We start from the raw sequence: 16,555 nt of genomic DNA, 5'->3' as shown, positions 1-16,555 counted from the left end.
TGATTATCACAACAGCTTAGGTTCCTGCTAAATCAACAGTATATTTTAACAGAGCCTAATTTTTAGAAAAGAGCTCTCATAAAGAAAACTCGGCAATAGCCGAGCATCTTTCTTACTTTTGTTCTGTCACATGCACCTTTAAGGTTGCTGTAACGTCTGTATGCAGCTTCACTGGCACATTTGTGTATCCTAAGGCACGAATGGCATCGTTCAGCTCCATTTTGCGCTTGTCGATCTTTATTTTATGCTTCTTATGAAGCTCTTCTGCAATTTGTTTGGTGGTGATGCTGCCGAATAGCCTGCCGCCTTCCCCAGCCTTTGTATGGAATTCAAGCGTCAGCTTCTCCAGCGTCGCTTTTAGCTCTTTCGCATTTTCAAGTTCTTGTTCGGCTTCTTTGACTTCTTTGTTCTTTTGAGCTTCCAATGATTTAAGGTTACCATTTGAAGCTTCCATCGCCAACCCTTGTTTTAGTAGAAAATTATGGGCATAACCATCTGCCACGTTTTTCACTTCGCCTTTTTTGCCTTTCCCTTTAACATCTTTTAAAAAAATTACCCTCATTCCTTGGAACCTCCCTCTAAGTACTCTGTTATTGCTTGTTTTAGTTTTTCTTCCGCTTCATCGATGGTCGTGTTCATCTGGGTCGCCGCATTGGTCAGGTGACCTCCTCCGCCGAGGTTTTCCATCACGACCTGTACATTGATATCACCGAGCGATCTCGCACTGATGCTGACCTGCTCCCCATTCCGATGGGCGATGACAAAGGATGTATTGATATCGCTCATGGCTAGCAAGGTATCTGCCGCCTGCGCAATCATGACCTGATCAAACGACTCCTCAGGTATTCCTTTGGCTATGACAATGCCTTCTTGGAATAGATAGGAACTCTCAATCAATTTGGCACGTTTTACAAAGCGTTCCAGATTTTCTTTTAATAGCTTTTGGACAAGAATCGTGTCTGCACCTTGGGAACGTAGGTAGGATGCGGCATCAAATGTACGGGAACCGGTCCGGACCGTGAAGCTTTTCGTATCTACTATTATACCAGCTAATAGGGCGGTCGCTTCAAGCATTGTGATTTTGATCCGCTTTGGCTGATATTGCAGGAGCTCTGTTACCAGCTCTGCCGTGGAGGAGGCATATGGCTCCATATATACGAGCAATGGATCTTCTATAAAATCTTCTCCACGTCTGTGGTGGTCAATGACGACGACATTGTCCATTTTATTTAACAGCTTTTCCTCGATCACAAGGGAAGGCTTATGCGTATCCACCACGACCAGAAGGGTATCACCTGTCGCTATCTCTAGGGCATCTTCTGGTGAAATGAATTTTTCCCATAGCTCACTATGATTTTTTAATTCTTCCAACAGGCGGTGAATGCCTGCATCCATTTCCTGTTGGTTTAACACGATATAGGCATCTTTGTGGTTAAGTTCCGCCACCTTGGCGATACCAATTGCCGCGCCAAGTGCATCCATATCTGGATAGCGATGTCCCATAATGATGACTTTGTCACTACCTTGAATCAATTCCTTCAATGCATGGGAAATGACGCGTGCACGTACACGTGTGCGTTTTTCCATCGGATTGGTTTTGCCTCCATAAAAGCGAACCTTTCCGTTTGTCTGCTTGATCGCCACCTGATCCCCACCACGACCTAATGCCAAGTCAAGGCTTGATTGGGCAAGGTGTCCAAGCTCCGGTAAGGAAGGAACCCCTGTACCAATACCAACACTTAAGGTTAGAGGCATGTTTTGTTTGGATGTTTGCTCACGTACTTCATCTAAAATAGAGAACTTGTTCTTCTCCAATTGAACAAGAATATGTTCATTCAGCACGACAATAAAACGCTCCATGGACGTTCTTTTCAAAAAGACGCCATTTTCCATGGACCATTTATTGATAATAGAGGTCACTTGACTGTTGATCGCACTTTTTGTCTGATCATCCATTCCCTGTGTCACTTCATCATAGTTATCAAGGAAAATAATGCCAAGAACCGTCCGCTCATCCTCATATAACTTCTCGATATGAGTCTGTTCTGTAATATCAAAAAAGTAAATGAGACGTTCTGCCTTTTTGATGACCACTTTATATTTTCGATCATGCAAGGGAATGGTTTCTGTCTCGATATCCTGTTTCAAAAGAGGGATCATGTTCTCCCCAACATCATATAAAGACCTTCCTACCAATGTTTCCTCATGAAAACAGGAAGCAAGAAAGGGGTTGGTCCATTCGATTTGATAATCATCATTGTAAAGCATGATCCCAATTGGCATTTCCATCAACGCTTCTTCCCCGACCTTTTTTAACCGATAGGAAAGGGTGGAAATATACGATTCCATTTCTTTTTTAGCCTTTTGTTCCACTTTGATGTAAAGATATACAACCAAGCCTAGGAGCAGAAAGCTGACAATCCCTATTTGCCATTGGAAAAACACGATTATCCCAAGTTGAATCAGTGCAATGACAAAAAGTAAATAAACGGGATAACGCAAATTCAGTTTTTCAAAATAATTAGGCATGTATGTTCAGCTCCTAATTAATAGTTTCGCTAGTTATTTTCCTTTATTATTGCCCTGTATTCTCTCTCTTAATTGAAAGCCGATATCTACTATTCCTATCATTCTTATTATATAGACCAAAGGTGGGATTAGGAAGGATAAAATTAGGACGGTAATCGGCACCGCTTTTGATATTCCTTTTTTATAACAAAAGAAGAAAATGAATGAAAATCCTTGTACCGTCATCAATAGCATCAGGATAAACGAAAGGTTAAGTACCGCCATATATAAGGTCGATCCCTGTTCCGGTTGCATGAGGGACAAAATCAGTACAATCAAATAATACCAAAGCAAGCTTCTTGGCAGCATCAATTCCCTGAATGGTGGGAAAGGTGTCACCTGCATCTTCAATCTTCGCACAATAAAAACAGTGAAGAGCTGAGAGAAAAAGGCATGCACAAATGAAGTAAGCACAAACATTGCCGGCAAAAGATAGGTGGAATAGCTAAGGTACTCCTCCATTCTTTCTAGACCCTCTTGTGCATTCTCCTGCCCAAGAGAAGTGGCAATGGCTTCTGATGCCTGCATCGACTCCCTGATCATCCCCTGCAATACTTCCATGAAATCAATGTTAAAAAGAACGATGGCAACAATGTATGCCAGAATATAATTGATTAAATAGACCCCTGTAGCAGCGCCTAGAATAGCATAACGGTTGGCTTTGTTTCCGATGAGGTGTCCCATCACGACACCAACCGTGCTGGCTGGAATACTCAATACCAAGGCCAATGGCGATCCAAGCAGAACGCTTAATAGACCGGCGACTACAGTAAGCCAAACCCCTGATTTCCAACCGTTTCTGGCGGTGAACACGACAAATGGGACAACCATCGCGAGGAGGGTGATCATGCCTAGAAATGGAATATAGAGTGTGATGAGGAGGAGCAGCACGTAGATGCCAAGCAGTGTGGCTCCTTCTGTTATTTGTTTGGTTTTCACTATATAAACCTCCAAGAACGCTTAGTTACACAATATGTATAGTTTATCCTTAAGATTCTATTACAATCAAATGTTATGTTGGACAGTATCGTAAACTCCCTGTTGTCCTTCGTTCCAGGTGTTCGCTTTCCGCGGGACGGTGTTTGAGCCTCCTCGGCTTCGCCTGCGGGGTCTCAAGCTACCGTTTCCCCCCGCAGGACAAGGAAAGCTACGACAGCGATTCATCGCACGAAGAAAATGAGTTAGCGAGGAGTCTCACACCTTGCGCTTCAGGCAACAGGGTGGAACTTATATTAAACGACTAGCAAAAAGGAAGGCAGCAAGATATTCTCTCACTGCCTTCCTTTTAACTTTTATTCGGCTGTATTACTCACCAGATACGTATGGTAGTAATGCCATTTGACGAGCGCGTTTGATCGCGATCGTTAATTTACGTTGGTACTTAGCGCTAGTTCCTGTTACACGACGAGGTAAAATTTTACCACGCTCAGAAACGAACTTCTTTAGTACATCAGTATCTTTGTAATCGATATGAGTGATACCGTTAGCTGTGAAATAACAAACCTTACGACGTTTGTTACGTCCACCTCTGCGTCCTCCTGCCATTTTATTCACCTCTTCTTTTTTAGATTTTTCGGCTTATAGAGCCATTTTTATAAAACGATACCTTCTAGAATTAGAACGGTAAATCGTCGTCGGATATATCAATTGGTTGGCCATCATTCTTAAATGGGTCGTCATCAACACGAGTATAACCTTGGTTGTTGTTATTGCTGCGCTGTTGGTTCTGATCATACCCAAAGTTAGGTGATGAACCATAGCCTTGATTTTGATTTGGATTAGGACGAGATGCATTTCCAGAACCACCGGATCCCTTAGGCTCCAAGAACTGAACACTTTCTGCCACTATTTCCGTTACGTATACACGTTTTCCATCTTGGCCTTCATAATTGCGTGTCTGCACACGGCCATCCACACCAGCGAGGCTTCCTTTTTTCAGAAAGTTTGCTGCGTTTTCGGCTTGCTTTCTCCAGACAACACAGTTAATAAAATCAGCTTCACGTTCGCCCTGCTGATTCTGGAACGTACGGTTTACTGCCAATGTAAAAGTAGCAACCGCCACTCCACTTGGGGTATAACGCAATTCAGGGTCTTTGGTCAAGCGACCGACCAATACTACGCGATTTAACATCAGAACCACTCCTCCTTGAGACGACGTCCATAAAGAGGACAACTATTATTTTTCTTCTTTTTTCACAACGATATGACGGATGATGTCTTCGCTGATTTTAGCAAGACGATCAAACTCTTGAACTGCAGCTGGCTCAGCAGCTACGTTTACTAGCATATAGTAGCCGTCACGGAAATCATTGATTTCGTAAGCTAAGCGGCGTTTGCCCCACTCTTTTGATTCAGATAGATCTGCACCGTTGTCAGTTAGGATCGTATTGAAACGTTCTGTAAGAGCTTTTTTAGCGTCTTCCTCAATGTTTGGACGGATGATATACATGATTTCGTACTTGTTCATCACAGTCACCTCCTTTTGGTCTAAGCGGCCCTTGGTGGGCAAGGAGCAATCAATTATAAATAATCATTACTCACAAATTAAGATTATACCAGAGGGGAGGATTTATTGCAACATGTCCTATTAGATCGATTGAAAGAGGGCACATTTTCGGTTTGGCACCAACTTGGGGTGTTTTGGCACGAACTTGCCTTATTTTGGCATGAACTCGGGTCATTTTGGCATCAACTTGCCTCATTTTGGCACGAACTCTCCAAAAAACACAAAAAAGAGAGGGATATTCCCCTCTCATTGAACCAAATTTATACGTTAAAACGGAAGTGAATGACGTCTCCGTCTTTTACGATGTATTCTTTTCCTTCTAGGCGGACTTTTCCAGCTTCTTTTGCAGCTGTATGAGAGCCGGCAGCTAGTAGGTCTTCGTATGATACCGTTTCCGCACGGATGAATCCACGCTCAAAGTCGGTATGGATGACTCCTGCACATTGTGGAGCTTTCATGCCTGTACGGAATGTCCATGCGCGGACTTCCTGTACACCTGCAGTGAAGTAAGTCGCAAGACCAAGCAAGTTGTAAGCAGCACGGATCAGTTGATCTAGACCAGATTCTTTAATGCCAAGCTCTTCAAGGAACATTGCTTTTTCGTCTGCATCTAGTTCGACAATCTCGGACTCGATTTTCGCACACACGGTGATGACTTCTGCATTGTCTTTTGCAGCGAATTCACGAACTTGTTGTACGTATTCGTTGTCTGAAGTGTCTGCTACATCGTCTTCCCCAACATTTGCTACATAAAGGACAGGTTTGCTCGTTAATAGATGCATACCTTTTAAGTATTTCACTTGCTCGTCCGTTACTTCCACTGTACGTGCAGGAAGCTCGGCTTCAAGTGCTTCTTTTACTTTTACAAGCACTTCATGCTCATACACTGCTTCTTTATCTTTTTGCTTCGCCAATTTCGCTACACGCTCTAGACGCTTATCGACAGATTCCAAGTCGGCTAAGATAAGCTCCAGGTTGATGGTCTCGATATCATCGATCGGATTCACCCCACCGGATACGTGGGTGATATTGTCATCAGCAAAACAACGAACCACGTGACAAATGGCGTCTACTTGACGGATGTGAGACAAGAACTTGTTTCCAAGACCTTCCCCTTTGCTTGCACCTTTTACGATTCCGGCAATATCGGTAAACTCAAAGTGTGTTGGAACAGTCTTCTTCGGATTGACAAGTTCTGTTAATTTTTGTAAACGCTCATCTGGAACATCTACGATTCCTACGTTCGGATCTATGGTACAGAACGGGTAGTTGGCAGATTCCGCCCCCGCTTGTGTGATTGCATTAAAAAGCGTTGATTTCCCTACGTTTGGAAGACCAACGATACCTGCTGTTAAAGCCATTTTATCCACTCCTAACTTCCGTTAACACATATTTAAACCTCCCACAATTATAGAGAGAATGGGAGGAAAAGACAAGTTTATTTGAATTCCAGCAGAGCAGCTATGGCATCACACGACAGAAGTTTGGGGTTTACTCAACTTTTCGGAGAATTTGGATGTTGCAGATTGCAAATGTCCGAAGTTTTCAGGTTTTTTGTCCGAAGTTTCAGCGAAGTTGTCCAAAGTTTTCGCATTGTTGTCCGAAGTTTTGAAAAAGGTGTCCGAACGAAATTATCAAATAACCGAAACTCGTTAATAGTTGACCGAACGAAGCGTTAAATTGTCCGAACACACGCTTTTTTTCGTGTTTAAATGTCCAAACCAATCGCCAAAATGTCCGAATAGTTTCTAAATCCCTTTTCACCATTCATTTCCTGCAATTTTCTCCCTACCCAAGCCAGCCCTACTCTTCACTTCTCACCAAAATCTTCTTTATTTTCCTTGTGAATTCTTTACGGGGCATCAACACGGTGTGGTCGCAGCCTTCACATTTGATGCGGATATCCATTCCCATCCGGACGACTTTCCATCTATTTGTTCCACATGGGTGTGCTTTTTTCATTTCCACCACATCATTCAATCCGAATTCTTTATCTGTCATTTTTTTCTACACTCCCTACCAACAATCTTTCCTTATCATGGAAGGAACATTCCTATTCCAATGCACCTTCTCCCTTTGGGTCACGGTTATATAATACGAGCCGCGGAAATGGAATTTCAATACCCGCTTCATCCAGGCGGTTCTTGACTTCCTTTCTTATCGCTCGCCCGATGAACCAATGTCTCATCGGCACCGTCTCGCATACGATCCTGAGGACGACTTCTGAGTTTCCGAGTGTCTGGATTCCCAATAACTCTGGTGGTTCAGTCATATCTCCGTATTTAGCCGGCAGCTCGGATAGGAGCTCCTGGATCACTCGTTCCGCTTCATCTATTTTTCCTTCATAGGCGATGCTCACATCTACCACCGCCACACTATTATGAATGGAGAAGTTCGTTAATTCTACAATACTGCCATTGGGCAATATATGCAATTCCCCTGTCCAACTTTTTATCTTGGTTGTCCGCAGTCCGATTTCCTCGACATACCCCTCGAAAGCTCCGGTCCTGATATAATCACCGACAGAGAATTGATCTTCAAATATAATAAAAAATCCGGTAATGATATCCTTGACTAGGTTTTGAGCCCCAAACCCAACCGCAAGACCGACAATCCCGGCACCGGCCAAGAGAGCCCTGACGTCAATATGTACGATATCCAGAATCATGATAAAAGCAACAAAATACACCACATACGTTAACACATTTTGAAGAAGCTTCAACAAAGTATTTTCTCTTCGTTCCGATATACGGATGGGACCTTTTTCCCGAAGCTTCACGAAATTTTGGATAAGCGTTTTCCCGACTTTAATGACAAGCCCCGCGACAAGGATAATAAGAAAGACCCGGAGCAATCCTTCGCCTATCGAGACCCATAGATCCTCATTTGTTAAAGAAGCTGCCATTTTCAATAACACACGGTTTAACCATTCCATTTGCATCCTACCTCGGCACTTTAATTGGTTTGCTTTTAGATTCTCCAAGAAAATACTATTTTACTAAAATAAATACCCCATCATTTTGACAAATCAGATAGATACCTCACCAGTTTTCCCGGTTTTTAATTGGATAAAGTAGAATGCAAACTAGCAGATAAAGGTTGATAAGACCAAATAGCGGGTAAAGGATTGCTACAAGGACAGAAAAGCCGACCGCGGTAAAAGGAACCATCAGGAGAATGAACAGCAAACAAAGAGTCCAAAGCGGAATCGGCATGGTGTTCCTGAATCTGGTGACAAGTCCGAGCAGACCTGAAGCAGCAGTGGTATAGATGGCGATCCAAAGCAGGATGGTCATCAGGAAAAGCATATAAAAAGGGTAGCTTTGTATAATGGCAAACAACGGAATTTCAAAAAGAGCAAGCTTACTTTCTACCGAAATGAGTGTTTGGTTGTAAAAGAGCGAGATGACCCCTAATATGCCCCCGCTTCCAACACTTGCAACGATAATCTCACCTTTGCTTTTCACCTCTTTTCCAATAGCAGACAAGACAGCGACCAGCGGCAGGATATTGAGAGCCGTAAAGGTGAATCCAGCCGGCCAATTGCTTTGTTTGGAAAAAGAAGAGGTGACCTCCTGCGTACCGTTCATGACACTATGGACCAATACAAATGCCAGCGTCAAGACAATAACAGGAATGATCACTACATTCACCGTTACCATCCCTTTGACATCGTACACAAATAATAAAATCAGCAGAAGGCAAATGATGGCAATTCCAGCCCAATAAGGGATAGAAAAGACTTGCAAGGCAGCGCCTCCTCCTGCAAGCATGACAACTGTGGTAGTAAATAGATAGATTACCATGATGATGTTATATAAATGAGACACCTTCTCCCCAACCAGCTTTTGGAGAACCGGAGAAAAGTGCTCCGTACGCTCCTTCCTGCTGATTTGGAGGATAACATAGCAAGAAATGATAAAGAAAAAGGTAAATAAGAGAATAGCCAGTCCGCTTTCTGTGCCAAAAAATTGCCAAAGCTCACGGCCAGAGGCATACCCTGCACCAATCACCGTTCCTAAAATTAAAAACATCCAGCGAAACCCGCTTTTCCACATAAAAAGTAACCTCCTGAATGTCCAAAATAAAAAAGTGGACGTATAGTTTCCAAACAATAGTCGTATACTGTTACTACTATTAAGAAGGAGTGGAACCTATGAATCTTAAATCTAATTTTTTCGAGAAGAAGGGAGGCAATATTCGTATTGCTCATGATGAAGTAGATGCCTATAAAGAACTGGCACTCACTTTACAATCCCACCTTCCTACAAGCCTTATCTACCGTCCCATTGTCATTGTCTGCATCGGTACAGATCGTTCAACAGGGGATTCCCTGGGACCACTCGTCGGGACAAAGCTGTTTGATAAAAACTTGGAGCATGTTCATGTATATGGCACGCTGGATGATCCTATTCATGCCGTCAATTTGGAAGAGAAACTTGCCTACATTCAAACAAAGCATTTGACACCATTTATCATTGCCATCGACGCATGCCTTGGCAGGTTAAAAAGTGTCGGACAGATCACGATTGCAGATGGACCCGTCATGCCTGGTGCTGGGGTAAAAAAAGACTTGCCTCCTGTTGGGGATATTCATATTACGGGAATTGTGAACGTTAGTGGGTTTATGGAGTTCTTCGTCCTGCAAAATACAAGGCTTAGCCTAGTAATGAAAATGGCTAATGTAGTGGCAAACTCCATCCAGGAGCTCGATAAGTCCATTGAGCGGAAGAATTTCATCGCTTCTGCCGCTAGAGAACAGGAGCCACCATTTATCCAGGCTCAGGAATAAGTAAGGCAACACCTTTTAAAAAAGCTAAAAAAAGACCAACCATGGACGGTCAGCCTTCATAAAAACTTAGCGTTAAAGTAAAAAGAAATATTGAACAAGCACTAAGCCTGCTGCCACAATAATTCCGGGAAGCAGATTGGCCACTCGGATCGCGGAGATGCCGATAATATTGAGGCCGATCGCCATAATCATGACACCCCCGGTAGCAGTGATTTCATAGATTAGTAACTCCAGTAATTCCGGTGGCACAAATAAATCTATTTGTGTGGCAAAAAGAGCAATGCTGCCTTGATAGAGCATAACGGGGATAGCGGAGAATAACACACCGATTCCCAGAGTAGTTGCAAGCACAATGCTTGTGAAACCATCAATGATTGATTTGGTATAAAGAACCTGATGGTCCCCTCTGAGCCCACTATCCAATGAACCGACAACGGACATTGCTCCGATAACAAAAATAAGCGTAGCCGTGACAAATCCCTTTGATACGGAACCCTGTTGATTAGACCCCAGCCTGCGTTCAAGCCAATTGCCCACACTGTTCAGTTTTCCATCCAGATTGATCCACTCGCCAAGGACAGCCCCTACAACAAGGCTGATAATGACAATCAGAAATTCATTACTTTTAAAGCCCATTTGCGTCCCAAGGAGAAATACCGCAAGACCGATTACTTTCATGACCGTCTCTTTTGTATTTTCAGGGATCCGGGTGAATAACTTTCCGAGGAGTGTTCCCAGAACAATACATATACCATTTACAATGGTTCCTAATAAAACCACTTCAAAGCCCCATTTCTTTTAACCTATTGTGAGCAATAGATGTTTTTCTCTGTTATAAGGCCACGTTGCCCCGTACCCGGCACGGGGCAACGTGGCCAACTAGTCATTACTTCAAGTTTGACCGTTCCTTTTCGCTGCAGTCACTATACTCAGACGTTCAATAAGCAACAAAACTGGTGAAAGGAACCATCCAAAAAAGCAAACCACCGCTAAGTGGTCTGCTTTTTATTCTTCTGATTGAGCCAGTAATTCCAGCAGTCTGTTCAAATCATCATCAGAGAAAAATTCAATTTCAATTTTCCCTTTGTTTTTTGTACGTTTGATAAACACCGAAGTGCCAAAACGCTCCCGTAGGAAGGACTCTTGATCTTGTAGAAAGATATCCTTTTCTTCCGAGTCTTTTTTCGTTTCACGTGGAACGCTCTCGTTTAATTGCTGGATAAGTTGTTCCAACTGTCGCACATTCAAGTGTTCTTGCAATACTTTTTCAATGACCGCTTTAAGTTTTTCTTTCCTTTTTAGTCCGAGTAGTGCCCGGCCGTGCCCCATGGAAAGCTTGCCGTCGTTCATCAGTTCCTGTACAGATTTAGGAAGAGATAATAGACGGATATGGTTGGCAATATGCGGTCTGGACTTACCGAGCCTGCTTGCCAATTGTTCCTGGGTCAGCTCGAGCTTAGCCATAAGCGATTGATAGGCGGCTGCCTCTTCAATCGGTGTAAGGTCCTCACGTTGCAGATTCTCTAGGAGGGCTAGCTCCATCATTTGCTGCTCCGTAAGAGTCCGAACCACTACTGGAACTTTTGTTAAGTTTGCCTCTTTCGCAGCTCGGAAACGTCGTTCTCCCACAACGATTTCATAGCCTTTGATACTTTTGCGCACTATGATAGGCTGAAGGATCCCATGCTGGAGGATGGATTCTTTCAGTTCCTGGATCGCTTCCGGCTCAAAGTATTTTCGTGGCTGATAGGGGTTGGGACGAATCTCTTTAATCGCGATTTCTTGAACGGCTTCTTCCTTGGAAGCTTCAATGGAAGGGAAGAGAGCATTAATGCCTTTACCTAATCCTTTACCCATGCGTAACCACTTCCTTTGCTAAATCTAAGTAAACTTCCGCTCCACGTGACTTCGGATCATAAATGATAATAGGTTCTCCATGGCTTGGCGCTTCACTCAAACGAACATTGCGAGGAATGATGGTCCGATATACTTTATCTTGGAAATACTTTTTCACTTCTTCAATCACTTGGATGCCAAGATTCGTTCTTGCATCAAGCATCGTCAATAGGACCCCATCAATCATCAGTTCCTTATTCAGATGCTTTTGTACTAATCGCACCGTATTTAATAACTGGCTCAAACCTTCCAACGCGTAATATTCGCACTGTACAGGAATGACAACAGCATCAGAAGCTGTCAAGGCGTTGATCGTCAACAATCCCAATGACGGGGGACAATCTATGATTATGTAATCAAATAGATGCTTCACATCATCCAATGCCCTTTTTAATCGCACTTCCCTTGAAATAGTGGGAACTAATTCAATTTCCGCACCTGCCAGTTGTATGGTTGCAGGGATGATAGAAAGGTTTTCGACCTTGGTGGGAAGAATCGCCTTTTTGGCTTCTACATCCTCTACTAAAATATCATAAATGCACTGATTGACTTCTGCTTTTTCAATACCAACACCACTAGTGGCGTTTCCCTGTGGGTCCACATCCACTAAAAGTACTTTTTTACCAATATATGCTAAACAAGCACCTAGATTAACAGATGTAGTTGTTTTTCCAACTCCACCTTTTTGGTTAGCAATAGCAATAATTCTGCCCATGCCGTCACCTGCCTTCAGAAAAGAACATACTTTTTATTCGTTGGTTCTGGGTTACACCGCTGTTGATTTTAACATTAGTTTTAACTGAGTTTTCGTTTCTCACCTATTTTATCATGAATTGACAGAAAGTTAACTTGTTTTTGAGAATTAATATGGACAGGTATTAAAGGGAGGAGTTCAGGCCTTATTGTCGCTGGGAGAATCTAAAATCGACTAAATTCGAGTGAAAAGAAGGATCATGTCGAAGAATGTTTCTCGGGAAATAATGAAAAAAGGGCACGGAAACTCCAATCATTCCAACCTTATCATCATTATGATAGATGAATAGAGTGCAAGGTTTTACACGTAGAATGATGGAAAAATCCGTCCCTTCATTTAATTATTTTTTGGGGATACGAATAGTGAATTGGTAGTATTCCTCGGTTTCTTCTTCTTGGGAATCCAATTTGATTCCACTATCGTTAACCATTGTAAGAGACTGACGAATCGTATTCATGGCGATACGCATGTCCTTACTGAACGCTTTACGTTTAGCTTTAGGTTTGGGATTAGAGGACTCGAGCATTTTCACTACACGTTCCTCTGTCTGCTTTACATTCAATTGCTTTTCAAGGATTTCAGCAAGGATGGCCACTTGTTTTTCCGGCTGTTTCAAAGGGATAAGAGCACGTGCATGACGTTCTGTTATCTTCTTTTGAAGGAGGGCATCCTGTATTTCAGAAGGCAATTTTAGCAAGCGCAGCTTATTGGCTACCGTGGATTGACCTTTTCCTAAACGTTGGGCTAATGCTTCCTGGGTCAGGCTATGCAGCTCCAACAGCTTGGAGTATGCAATTGCTTCTTCAATGGCGGATAATTCTTCCCGTTGAAGGTTTTCAATTAGAGCAACAGAGGCTGTTTCCGCATCGTTAAATTCCTTTACAATCGCAGGGATCGTCTCCCAGCCTAGCTTCTGGACTGCTCTCCAACGGCGTTCACCAGCGATGATTTCATATTGGCCTTCATCAAACTGACGAACAACTATCGGTTGAATGATTCCGTGTGTACGGATGGTCAAGGATAATTCTTCTATTCTTTCATCTACAAAAACAGTACGAGGTTGGTATCTATTCGGAACAATGTCCTTTACAGGTACCTGCATTATTTTTTCATGATCAGTCTTTTCTACTATTTCCTGTTCTTCTTTTTCGCCGATTCCAAAAAATCGAGAGAACGGAGACTTCATAGTTCCACCACCTTATGGATAGAATCCTATTAACGTAATTCGCTCTATACGCCAATAAGTCCTGTTTTGCCGATCAAAATGTTTCACATGAAACACACTTTGCAAATTTTGTTGTAACTTCAGCCTTATCATGAATAGATGCCCATAGCGGGAGGCGATATACCCGCTATGAAATATAGCGCCTATAGCTATTTGCAAAGGGAGTTGCCTATTCTAGAGGTTGTTTATTAGGTGTTCCCGGTTTGCGTGGGTATTTCTTAGGTGTAGGCTTTATTTTGTTGATGATAAGGATATTCCTTTCACTTTCTTCTAAAGGCAAAGAAAAAGAATGTACTTCTTCTAATTTTCCACCTAGGATTTGAATGGCTTTTTTCCCTTTTTCAAGTTCCTCGCTTGCTGCGGCAGCTTTCATTGGCACAAACATGCCGCCTTCTTTTACCAATGGCAAACATAATTCACTTAGCACAGACAACCGAGCCACCGCTCTTGCAGTAACAAGGTCGAATTTTTCACGGTAATCCGCATTTTTACCGAAGGTTTCGGCTCTGTCATGAACAAAATGGACATTCTCCAAACCTAGTTCACTTGCAAGATTCTGTAAGAACGTAATTCGCTTATTAAGGGAGTCTACAATCGTAACCTTAAGGTTTGGAAAACATATTTTAAGAGGAATGCTTGGGAAACCAGCACCCGCTCCTACATCACAAAGAGTCAGTTCTTGATTGAGATCCACATAAAACGATGCCGTGATGGAATCGTAGAAATGCTTCAGATAAACCTCTTCTTCATCTGTGATGGCTGTAAGATTCATCTTTTCATTCCAGTCCACAAGCAGCTTGTAATATGTATCGAATTGAGAAAGCTGCTGGGGAGATAGGGAAATCCCTTTCTCCTCCAACAGGGAAATAAATTGTTCTTTATTCATGTGCTCGTATCCTTTCTATCTTTGGATTTACTCGTTGGATACTCTTGCTATCCGCCCCTGTTCCAAATACACAAGCAAGATGGATACGTCCGCAGGGTTCACTCCCGAGATCCGCGAAGCCTGTGCGACAGATAGAGGGCGTACCTCTTTCAGCTTCTGCCTTGCTTCATTCGCAAGCCCGTGAATATCATCGTAATCGATATTTTCCGGTATCTTTTTATTCTCCATTTTCTTCAGGCGGTCTACCTGCTGAAGCGATTTTTGGATATATCCTTCGTATTTCACCTGTATTTCCACCTGTTCCGCCACATCAGGAGAAATTTCCTTGTCCGCAGGTACCATTCTGTGGATATGCTGGTAAGTCATTTCAGGGCGCTTTAAAAGATCTGCCGCTCTGATGCCATCTTTCAGCTCACTTCCACCAGCTTCTCTTATGATGGTTTGGACCTGTTCGTTCGGTTTGATAATGATGGACTGAAGGCGTTCTTTTTCCATTTCAATTTCCTGCTTTTTCGCCGTAAACCGCTCATAGCGTTCTGGAGAAATTAGGCCGATGTCATGCCCGATATCCGTCAGGCGCAAGTCCGCATTATCATGGCGGAGCAAAAGGCGGTATTCCGCACGGGATGTCAACAGGCGATATGGTTCGTTGGTGCCTTTGGTGACAAGATCATCGATTAATACCCCGATATAAGCATCGGAACGGCTGAGGATAAGGTCCTCTTTCCCAAGGGCACGGCGGCCTGCATTAATTCCGGCCATGATTCCTTGCCCGGCAGCCTCTTCATACCCCGAGGTCCCATTTATCTGACCTGCCGTATACAGGTTTTGTACCTTTTTCGTTTCCAATGTCGGCCAAAGTTGTGTTGGAACAATAGAATCGTATTCAATAGCATAACCTGCACGCATCATCCGCACATTTTCGAGTCCCGGAATGGTGGAAAGGATTTTACGCTGCACATCTTCAGGAAGGCTTGTGGAAAGCCCCTGTACATATACTTCTTGCGTATTACGCCCTTCCGGCTCCAAAAAGATTTGGTGTCGAGGTTTGTCGTTGAATCGAACTACTTTATCCTCAATCGATGGGCAATACCTAGGGCCTGTCCCTTTAATCATTCCAGAGTACATCGGTGAACGATGCAAATTGTCATCTATAAGTTGATGTGTTTCGGCACTAGTATATGTCAACCAACATGGTAGTTGATCGGTGATGTATTCTGTCGTTTCATAGGAAAATGCCCGCGGTACATCGTCGCCTGGTTGAATTTCCGTTTTGCTGTAATCAATGGATGCACTGTTTACACGAGGAGGTGTTCCTGTTTTAAAACGAACCAAATCAAACCCAAGTTCCTCCAAATGCTCAGATAGCGTAATGGAAGGCTGTTGGTTGTTCGGTCCACTTAAATATTGAAGTTCTCCCAGTATAATTTTTCCGCGAAGGAAGGTCCCTGTGGTGATGACCACCGTCTTAGATTCATAGATGGCACCTGTTTGGGTGATGACACCCTTACACACACCGTCCTCTACGATTAGCTTTTCCACCATGCCTTGTAAAAGAGTGATATTTTCTTCATTTTCTATGGTTTTTTTCATCTCATGCTGGTAGAGGAATTTATCCGCCTGGGCACGCAAGGCACGAACGGCAGGACCTTTTCCTGTATTAAGCATTCGCATCTGAATATGCGTCTTATCGATATTTCTTCCCATTTCTCCACCCAGTGCATCAATTTCACGCACGACGATTCCTTTAGCAGGACCTCCGACAGATGGATTACATGGCATAAAGGCAACCATATCCAGGTTGATGGTCACCATTAACGTTTTCGCTCCCTGACGAGCTGCTGCCAGTCCTGCTTCTACTCCTGCATGACCAGCGCCAATTACTATTACATCATAGGAACCTGCATGATATTCCATGTTTGTTCCCT

Annotated in this window: 17 protein-coding genes; 1 reads left to right on the top strand and 16 read right to left on the bottom strand. The window is 43.1% G+C overall.

All coding sequences use genetic code 11. The features are described 5' to 3' along the window. Window positions 1-112: 112 nt before the first annotated feature. The 10 genes from rplI to EKQ44_RS05545 form a co-directional block, all read right to left on the bottom strand. Complete coding sequence (gene rplI / locus EKQ44_RS05590) at window positions 113-562, bottom strand: 50S ribosomal protein L9 (protein WP_237662599.1); 450 nt, start codon at window positions 560-562, stop codon at window positions 113-115. Next, window positions 559-2,529 carry a DHH family phosphoesterase gene (locus EKQ44_RS05585; RefSeq protein ID WP_237662598.1) on the bottom strand — a complete coding sequence of 657 codons (1,971 nt, stop codon included), beginning with the start codon at window positions 2,527-2,529 and terminating at the stop codon, window positions 559-561. The genes rplI and EKQ44_RS05585 overlap by 4 nt, the downstream gene beginning before the upstream one ends. A 33-nt stretch (window positions 2,530-2,562) precedes the next feature. Continuing rightward, complete coding sequence (locus EKQ44_RS05580) at window positions 2,563-3,507, bottom strand: YybS family protein (protein ID WP_237662597.1); 945 nt, start codon at window positions 3,505-3,507, stop codon at window positions 2,563-2,565. Window positions 3,508-3,873: 366 nt separating this feature from the next. Beyond that, window positions 3,874-4,113, bottom strand: a complete 240-nt coding sequence (rpsR, locus tag EKQ44_RS05575) for a 30S ribosomal protein S18 (protein ID WP_010197852.1) — start codon at window positions 4,111-4,113, stop codon at window positions 3,874-3,876. Between the two features lie 70 nt (window positions 4,114-4,183). Next, window positions 4,184-4,699, bottom strand: a complete 516-nt coding sequence (gene ssb / locus EKQ44_RS05570) for a single-stranded DNA-binding protein (RefSeq protein WP_237662596.1) — start codon at window positions 4,697-4,699, stop codon at window positions 4,184-4,186. 45 nt (window positions 4,700-4,744) lie between these two features. Continuing rightward, a complete protein-coding gene (rpsF, locus tag EKQ44_RS05565; RefSeq protein ID WP_237662595.1) occupies window positions 4,745-5,035 on the bottom strand; it encodes a 30S ribosomal protein S6 in 291 nt (96 codons plus the stop codon). A 299-nt stretch (window positions 5,036-5,334) separates the two neighbouring features. After that, complete coding sequence (ychF, locus tag EKQ44_RS05560; RefSeq protein ID WP_237662594.1) at window positions 5,335-6,435, bottom strand: redox-regulated ATPase YchF; 1,101 nt, start codon at window positions 6,433-6,435, stop codon at window positions 5,335-5,337. Between the two features lie 442 nt (window positions 6,436-6,877). Then, window positions 6,878-7,075, bottom strand: coding sequence for a DUF951 domain-containing protein (locus EKQ44_RS05555; RefSeq protein WP_060665641.1), 198 nt, complete (start codon window positions 7,073-7,075; stop codon window positions 6,878-6,880). A gap of 52 nt (window positions 7,076-7,127) precedes the next feature. Continuing rightward, a complete protein-coding gene (locus EKQ44_RS05550) occupies window positions 7,128-8,009 on the bottom strand; it encodes a mechanosensitive ion channel family protein (RefSeq protein WP_237662593.1) in 882 nt (293 codons plus the stop codon). Between the two features lie 106 nt (window positions 8,010-8,115). After that, window positions 8,116-9,132, bottom strand: a complete 1,017-nt coding sequence (locus EKQ44_RS05545) for a YkvI family membrane protein (RefSeq protein WP_237662592.1) — start codon at window positions 9,130-9,132, stop codon at window positions 8,116-8,118. Between the two features lie 98 nt (window positions 9,133-9,230). On the opposite strand from EKQ44_RS05545, the gene yyaC reads away from it, so the two are divergent. After that, window positions 9,231-9,866: a spore protease YyaC gene (gene yyaC / locus EKQ44_RS05540; protein WP_237662591.1), complete on the top strand. Its 636-nt coding sequence runs from the start codon at window positions 9,231-9,233 to the stop codon at window positions 9,864-9,866. A gap of 72 nt (window positions 9,867-9,938) precedes the next feature. Here the strand turns inward: yyaC and EKQ44_RS05535 are convergent, their stop codons facing one another. From EKQ44_RS05535 to mnmG, 6 genes are all read right to left on the bottom strand, one after another. Then, on the bottom strand, window positions 9,939-10,646 hold the full coding sequence (locus tag EKQ44_RS05535; protein WP_237662590.1) for a DUF554 domain-containing protein: 708 nt from the start codon (window positions 10,644-10,646) through the stop codon (window positions 9,939-9,941). Between the two features lie 225 nt (window positions 10,647-10,871). After that, on the bottom strand, window positions 10,872-11,723 hold the full coding sequence (locus EKQ44_RS05530; protein WP_237662589.1) for a ParB/RepB/Spo0J family partition protein: 852 nt from the start codon (window positions 11,721-11,723) through the stop codon (window positions 10,872-10,874). Further along, entirely contained in the window at window positions 11,716-12,477 is a 762-nt protein-coding gene (locus EKQ44_RS05525; protein ID WP_237662588.1) for a ParA family protein, read from the bottom strand. The genes EKQ44_RS05530 and EKQ44_RS05525 overlap by 8 nt, the downstream gene beginning before the upstream one ends. A 379-nt stretch (window positions 12,478-12,856) precedes the next feature. Continuing rightward, window positions 12,857-13,702: a nucleoid occlusion protein gene (gene noc / locus EKQ44_RS05520; RefSeq protein WP_237662587.1), complete on the bottom strand. Its 846-nt coding sequence runs from the start codon at window positions 13,700-13,702 to the stop codon at window positions 12,857-12,859. A gap of 208 nt (window positions 13,703-13,910) precedes the next feature. After that, window positions 13,911-14,627 carry a 16S rRNA (guanine(527)-N(7))-methyltransferase RsmG gene (rsmG, locus tag EKQ44_RS05515; RefSeq protein WP_237662586.1) on the bottom strand — a complete coding sequence of 239 codons (717 nt, stop codon included), beginning with the start codon at window positions 14,625-14,627 and terminating at the stop codon, window positions 13,911-13,913. A gap of 27 nt (window positions 14,628-14,654) precedes the next feature. Then, window positions 14,655-16,544, bottom strand: coding sequence for a tRNA uridine-5-carboxymethylaminomethyl(34) synthesis enzyme MnmG (mnmG, locus tag EKQ44_RS05510; RefSeq protein WP_237662585.1), 1,890 nt, complete (start codon window positions 16,542-16,544; stop codon window positions 14,655-14,657). Window positions 16,545-16,555 lie beyond the last annotated feature (11 nt).

This window comes from Sutcliffiella horikoshii (assembly GCF_021991925.1).
Classification (GTDB): Bacteria; Bacillota; Bacilli; order Bacillales; family Bacillaceae_I; genus Sutcliffiella_A; species Sutcliffiella_A horikoshii_F.
This window is presented reverse-complemented; position numbering and strand designations above follow the sequence as displayed.

What these genes read in the sequence shown, in the direction of transcription:
- EKQ44_RS05585 (WP_237662598.1), bottom strand. Translation starts at nt 2,529, where the DNA reads ATGCCTAATTATTTTGAAAAACTGAATTTGCGTTATCCCGTTTATTTA.
- noc (WP_237662587.1), bottom strand. Translation starts at nt 13,702, where the DNA reads ATGAAGTCTCCGTTCTCTCGATTTTTTGGAATCGGCGAAAAAGAAGAA.
- mnmG (WP_237662585.1), bottom strand. Translation starts at nt 16,544, where the DNA reads ATGGAATATCATGCAGGTTCCTATGATGTAATAGTAATTGGCGCTGGT.
- rpsF (WP_237662595.1), bottom strand. Translation starts at nt 5,035, where the DNA reads ATGAACAAGTACGAAATCATGTATATCATCCGTCCAAACATTGAGGAA.
- EKQ44_RS05525 (WP_237662588.1), bottom strand. Translation starts at nt 12,477, where the DNA reads ATGGGCAGAATTATTGCTATTGCTAACCAAAAAGGTGGAGTTGGAAAA.
- EKQ44_RS05550 (WP_237662593.1), bottom strand. Translation starts at nt 8,009, where the DNA reads ATGGAATGGTTAAACCGTGTGTTATTGAAAATGGCAGCTTCTTTAACA.
- rsmG (WP_237662586.1), bottom strand. Translation starts at nt 14,627, where the DNA reads ATGAATAAAGAACAATTTATTTCCCTGTTGGAGGAGAAAGGGATTTCC.
- rplI (WP_237662599.1), bottom strand. Translation starts at nt 562, where the DNA reads ATGAGGGTAATTTTTTTAAAAGATGTTAAAGGGAAAGGCAAAAAAGGC.
- ychF (WP_237662594.1), bottom strand. Translation starts at nt 6,435, where the DNA reads ATGGCTTTAACAGCAGGTATCGTTGGTCTTCCAAACGTAGGGAAATCA.
- EKQ44_RS05530 (WP_237662589.1), bottom strand. Translation starts at nt 11,723, where the DNA reads ATGGGTAAAGGATTAGGTAAAGGCATTAATGCTCTCTTCCCTTCCATT.
- ssb (WP_237662596.1), bottom strand. Translation starts at nt 4,699, where the DNA reads ATGTTAAATCGCGTAGTATTGGTCGGTCGCTTGACCAAAGACCCTGAA.
- EKQ44_RS05545 (WP_237662592.1), bottom strand. Translation starts at nt 9,132, where the DNA reads ATGTGGAAAAGCGGGTTTCGCTGGATGTTTTTAATTTTAGGAACGGTG.
- yyaC (WP_237662591.1), top strand. Translation starts at nt 9,231, where the DNA reads ATGAATCTTAAATCTAATTTTTTCGAGAAGAAGGGAGGCAATATTCGT.
- EKQ44_RS05555 (WP_060665641.1), bottom strand. Translation starts at nt 7,075, where the DNA reads ATGACAGATAAAGAATTCGGATTGAATGATGTGGTGGAAATGAAAAAA.
- rpsR (WP_010197852.1), bottom strand. Translation starts at nt 4,113, where the DNA reads ATGGCAGGAGGACGCAGAGGTGGACGTAACAAACGTCGTAAGGTTTGT.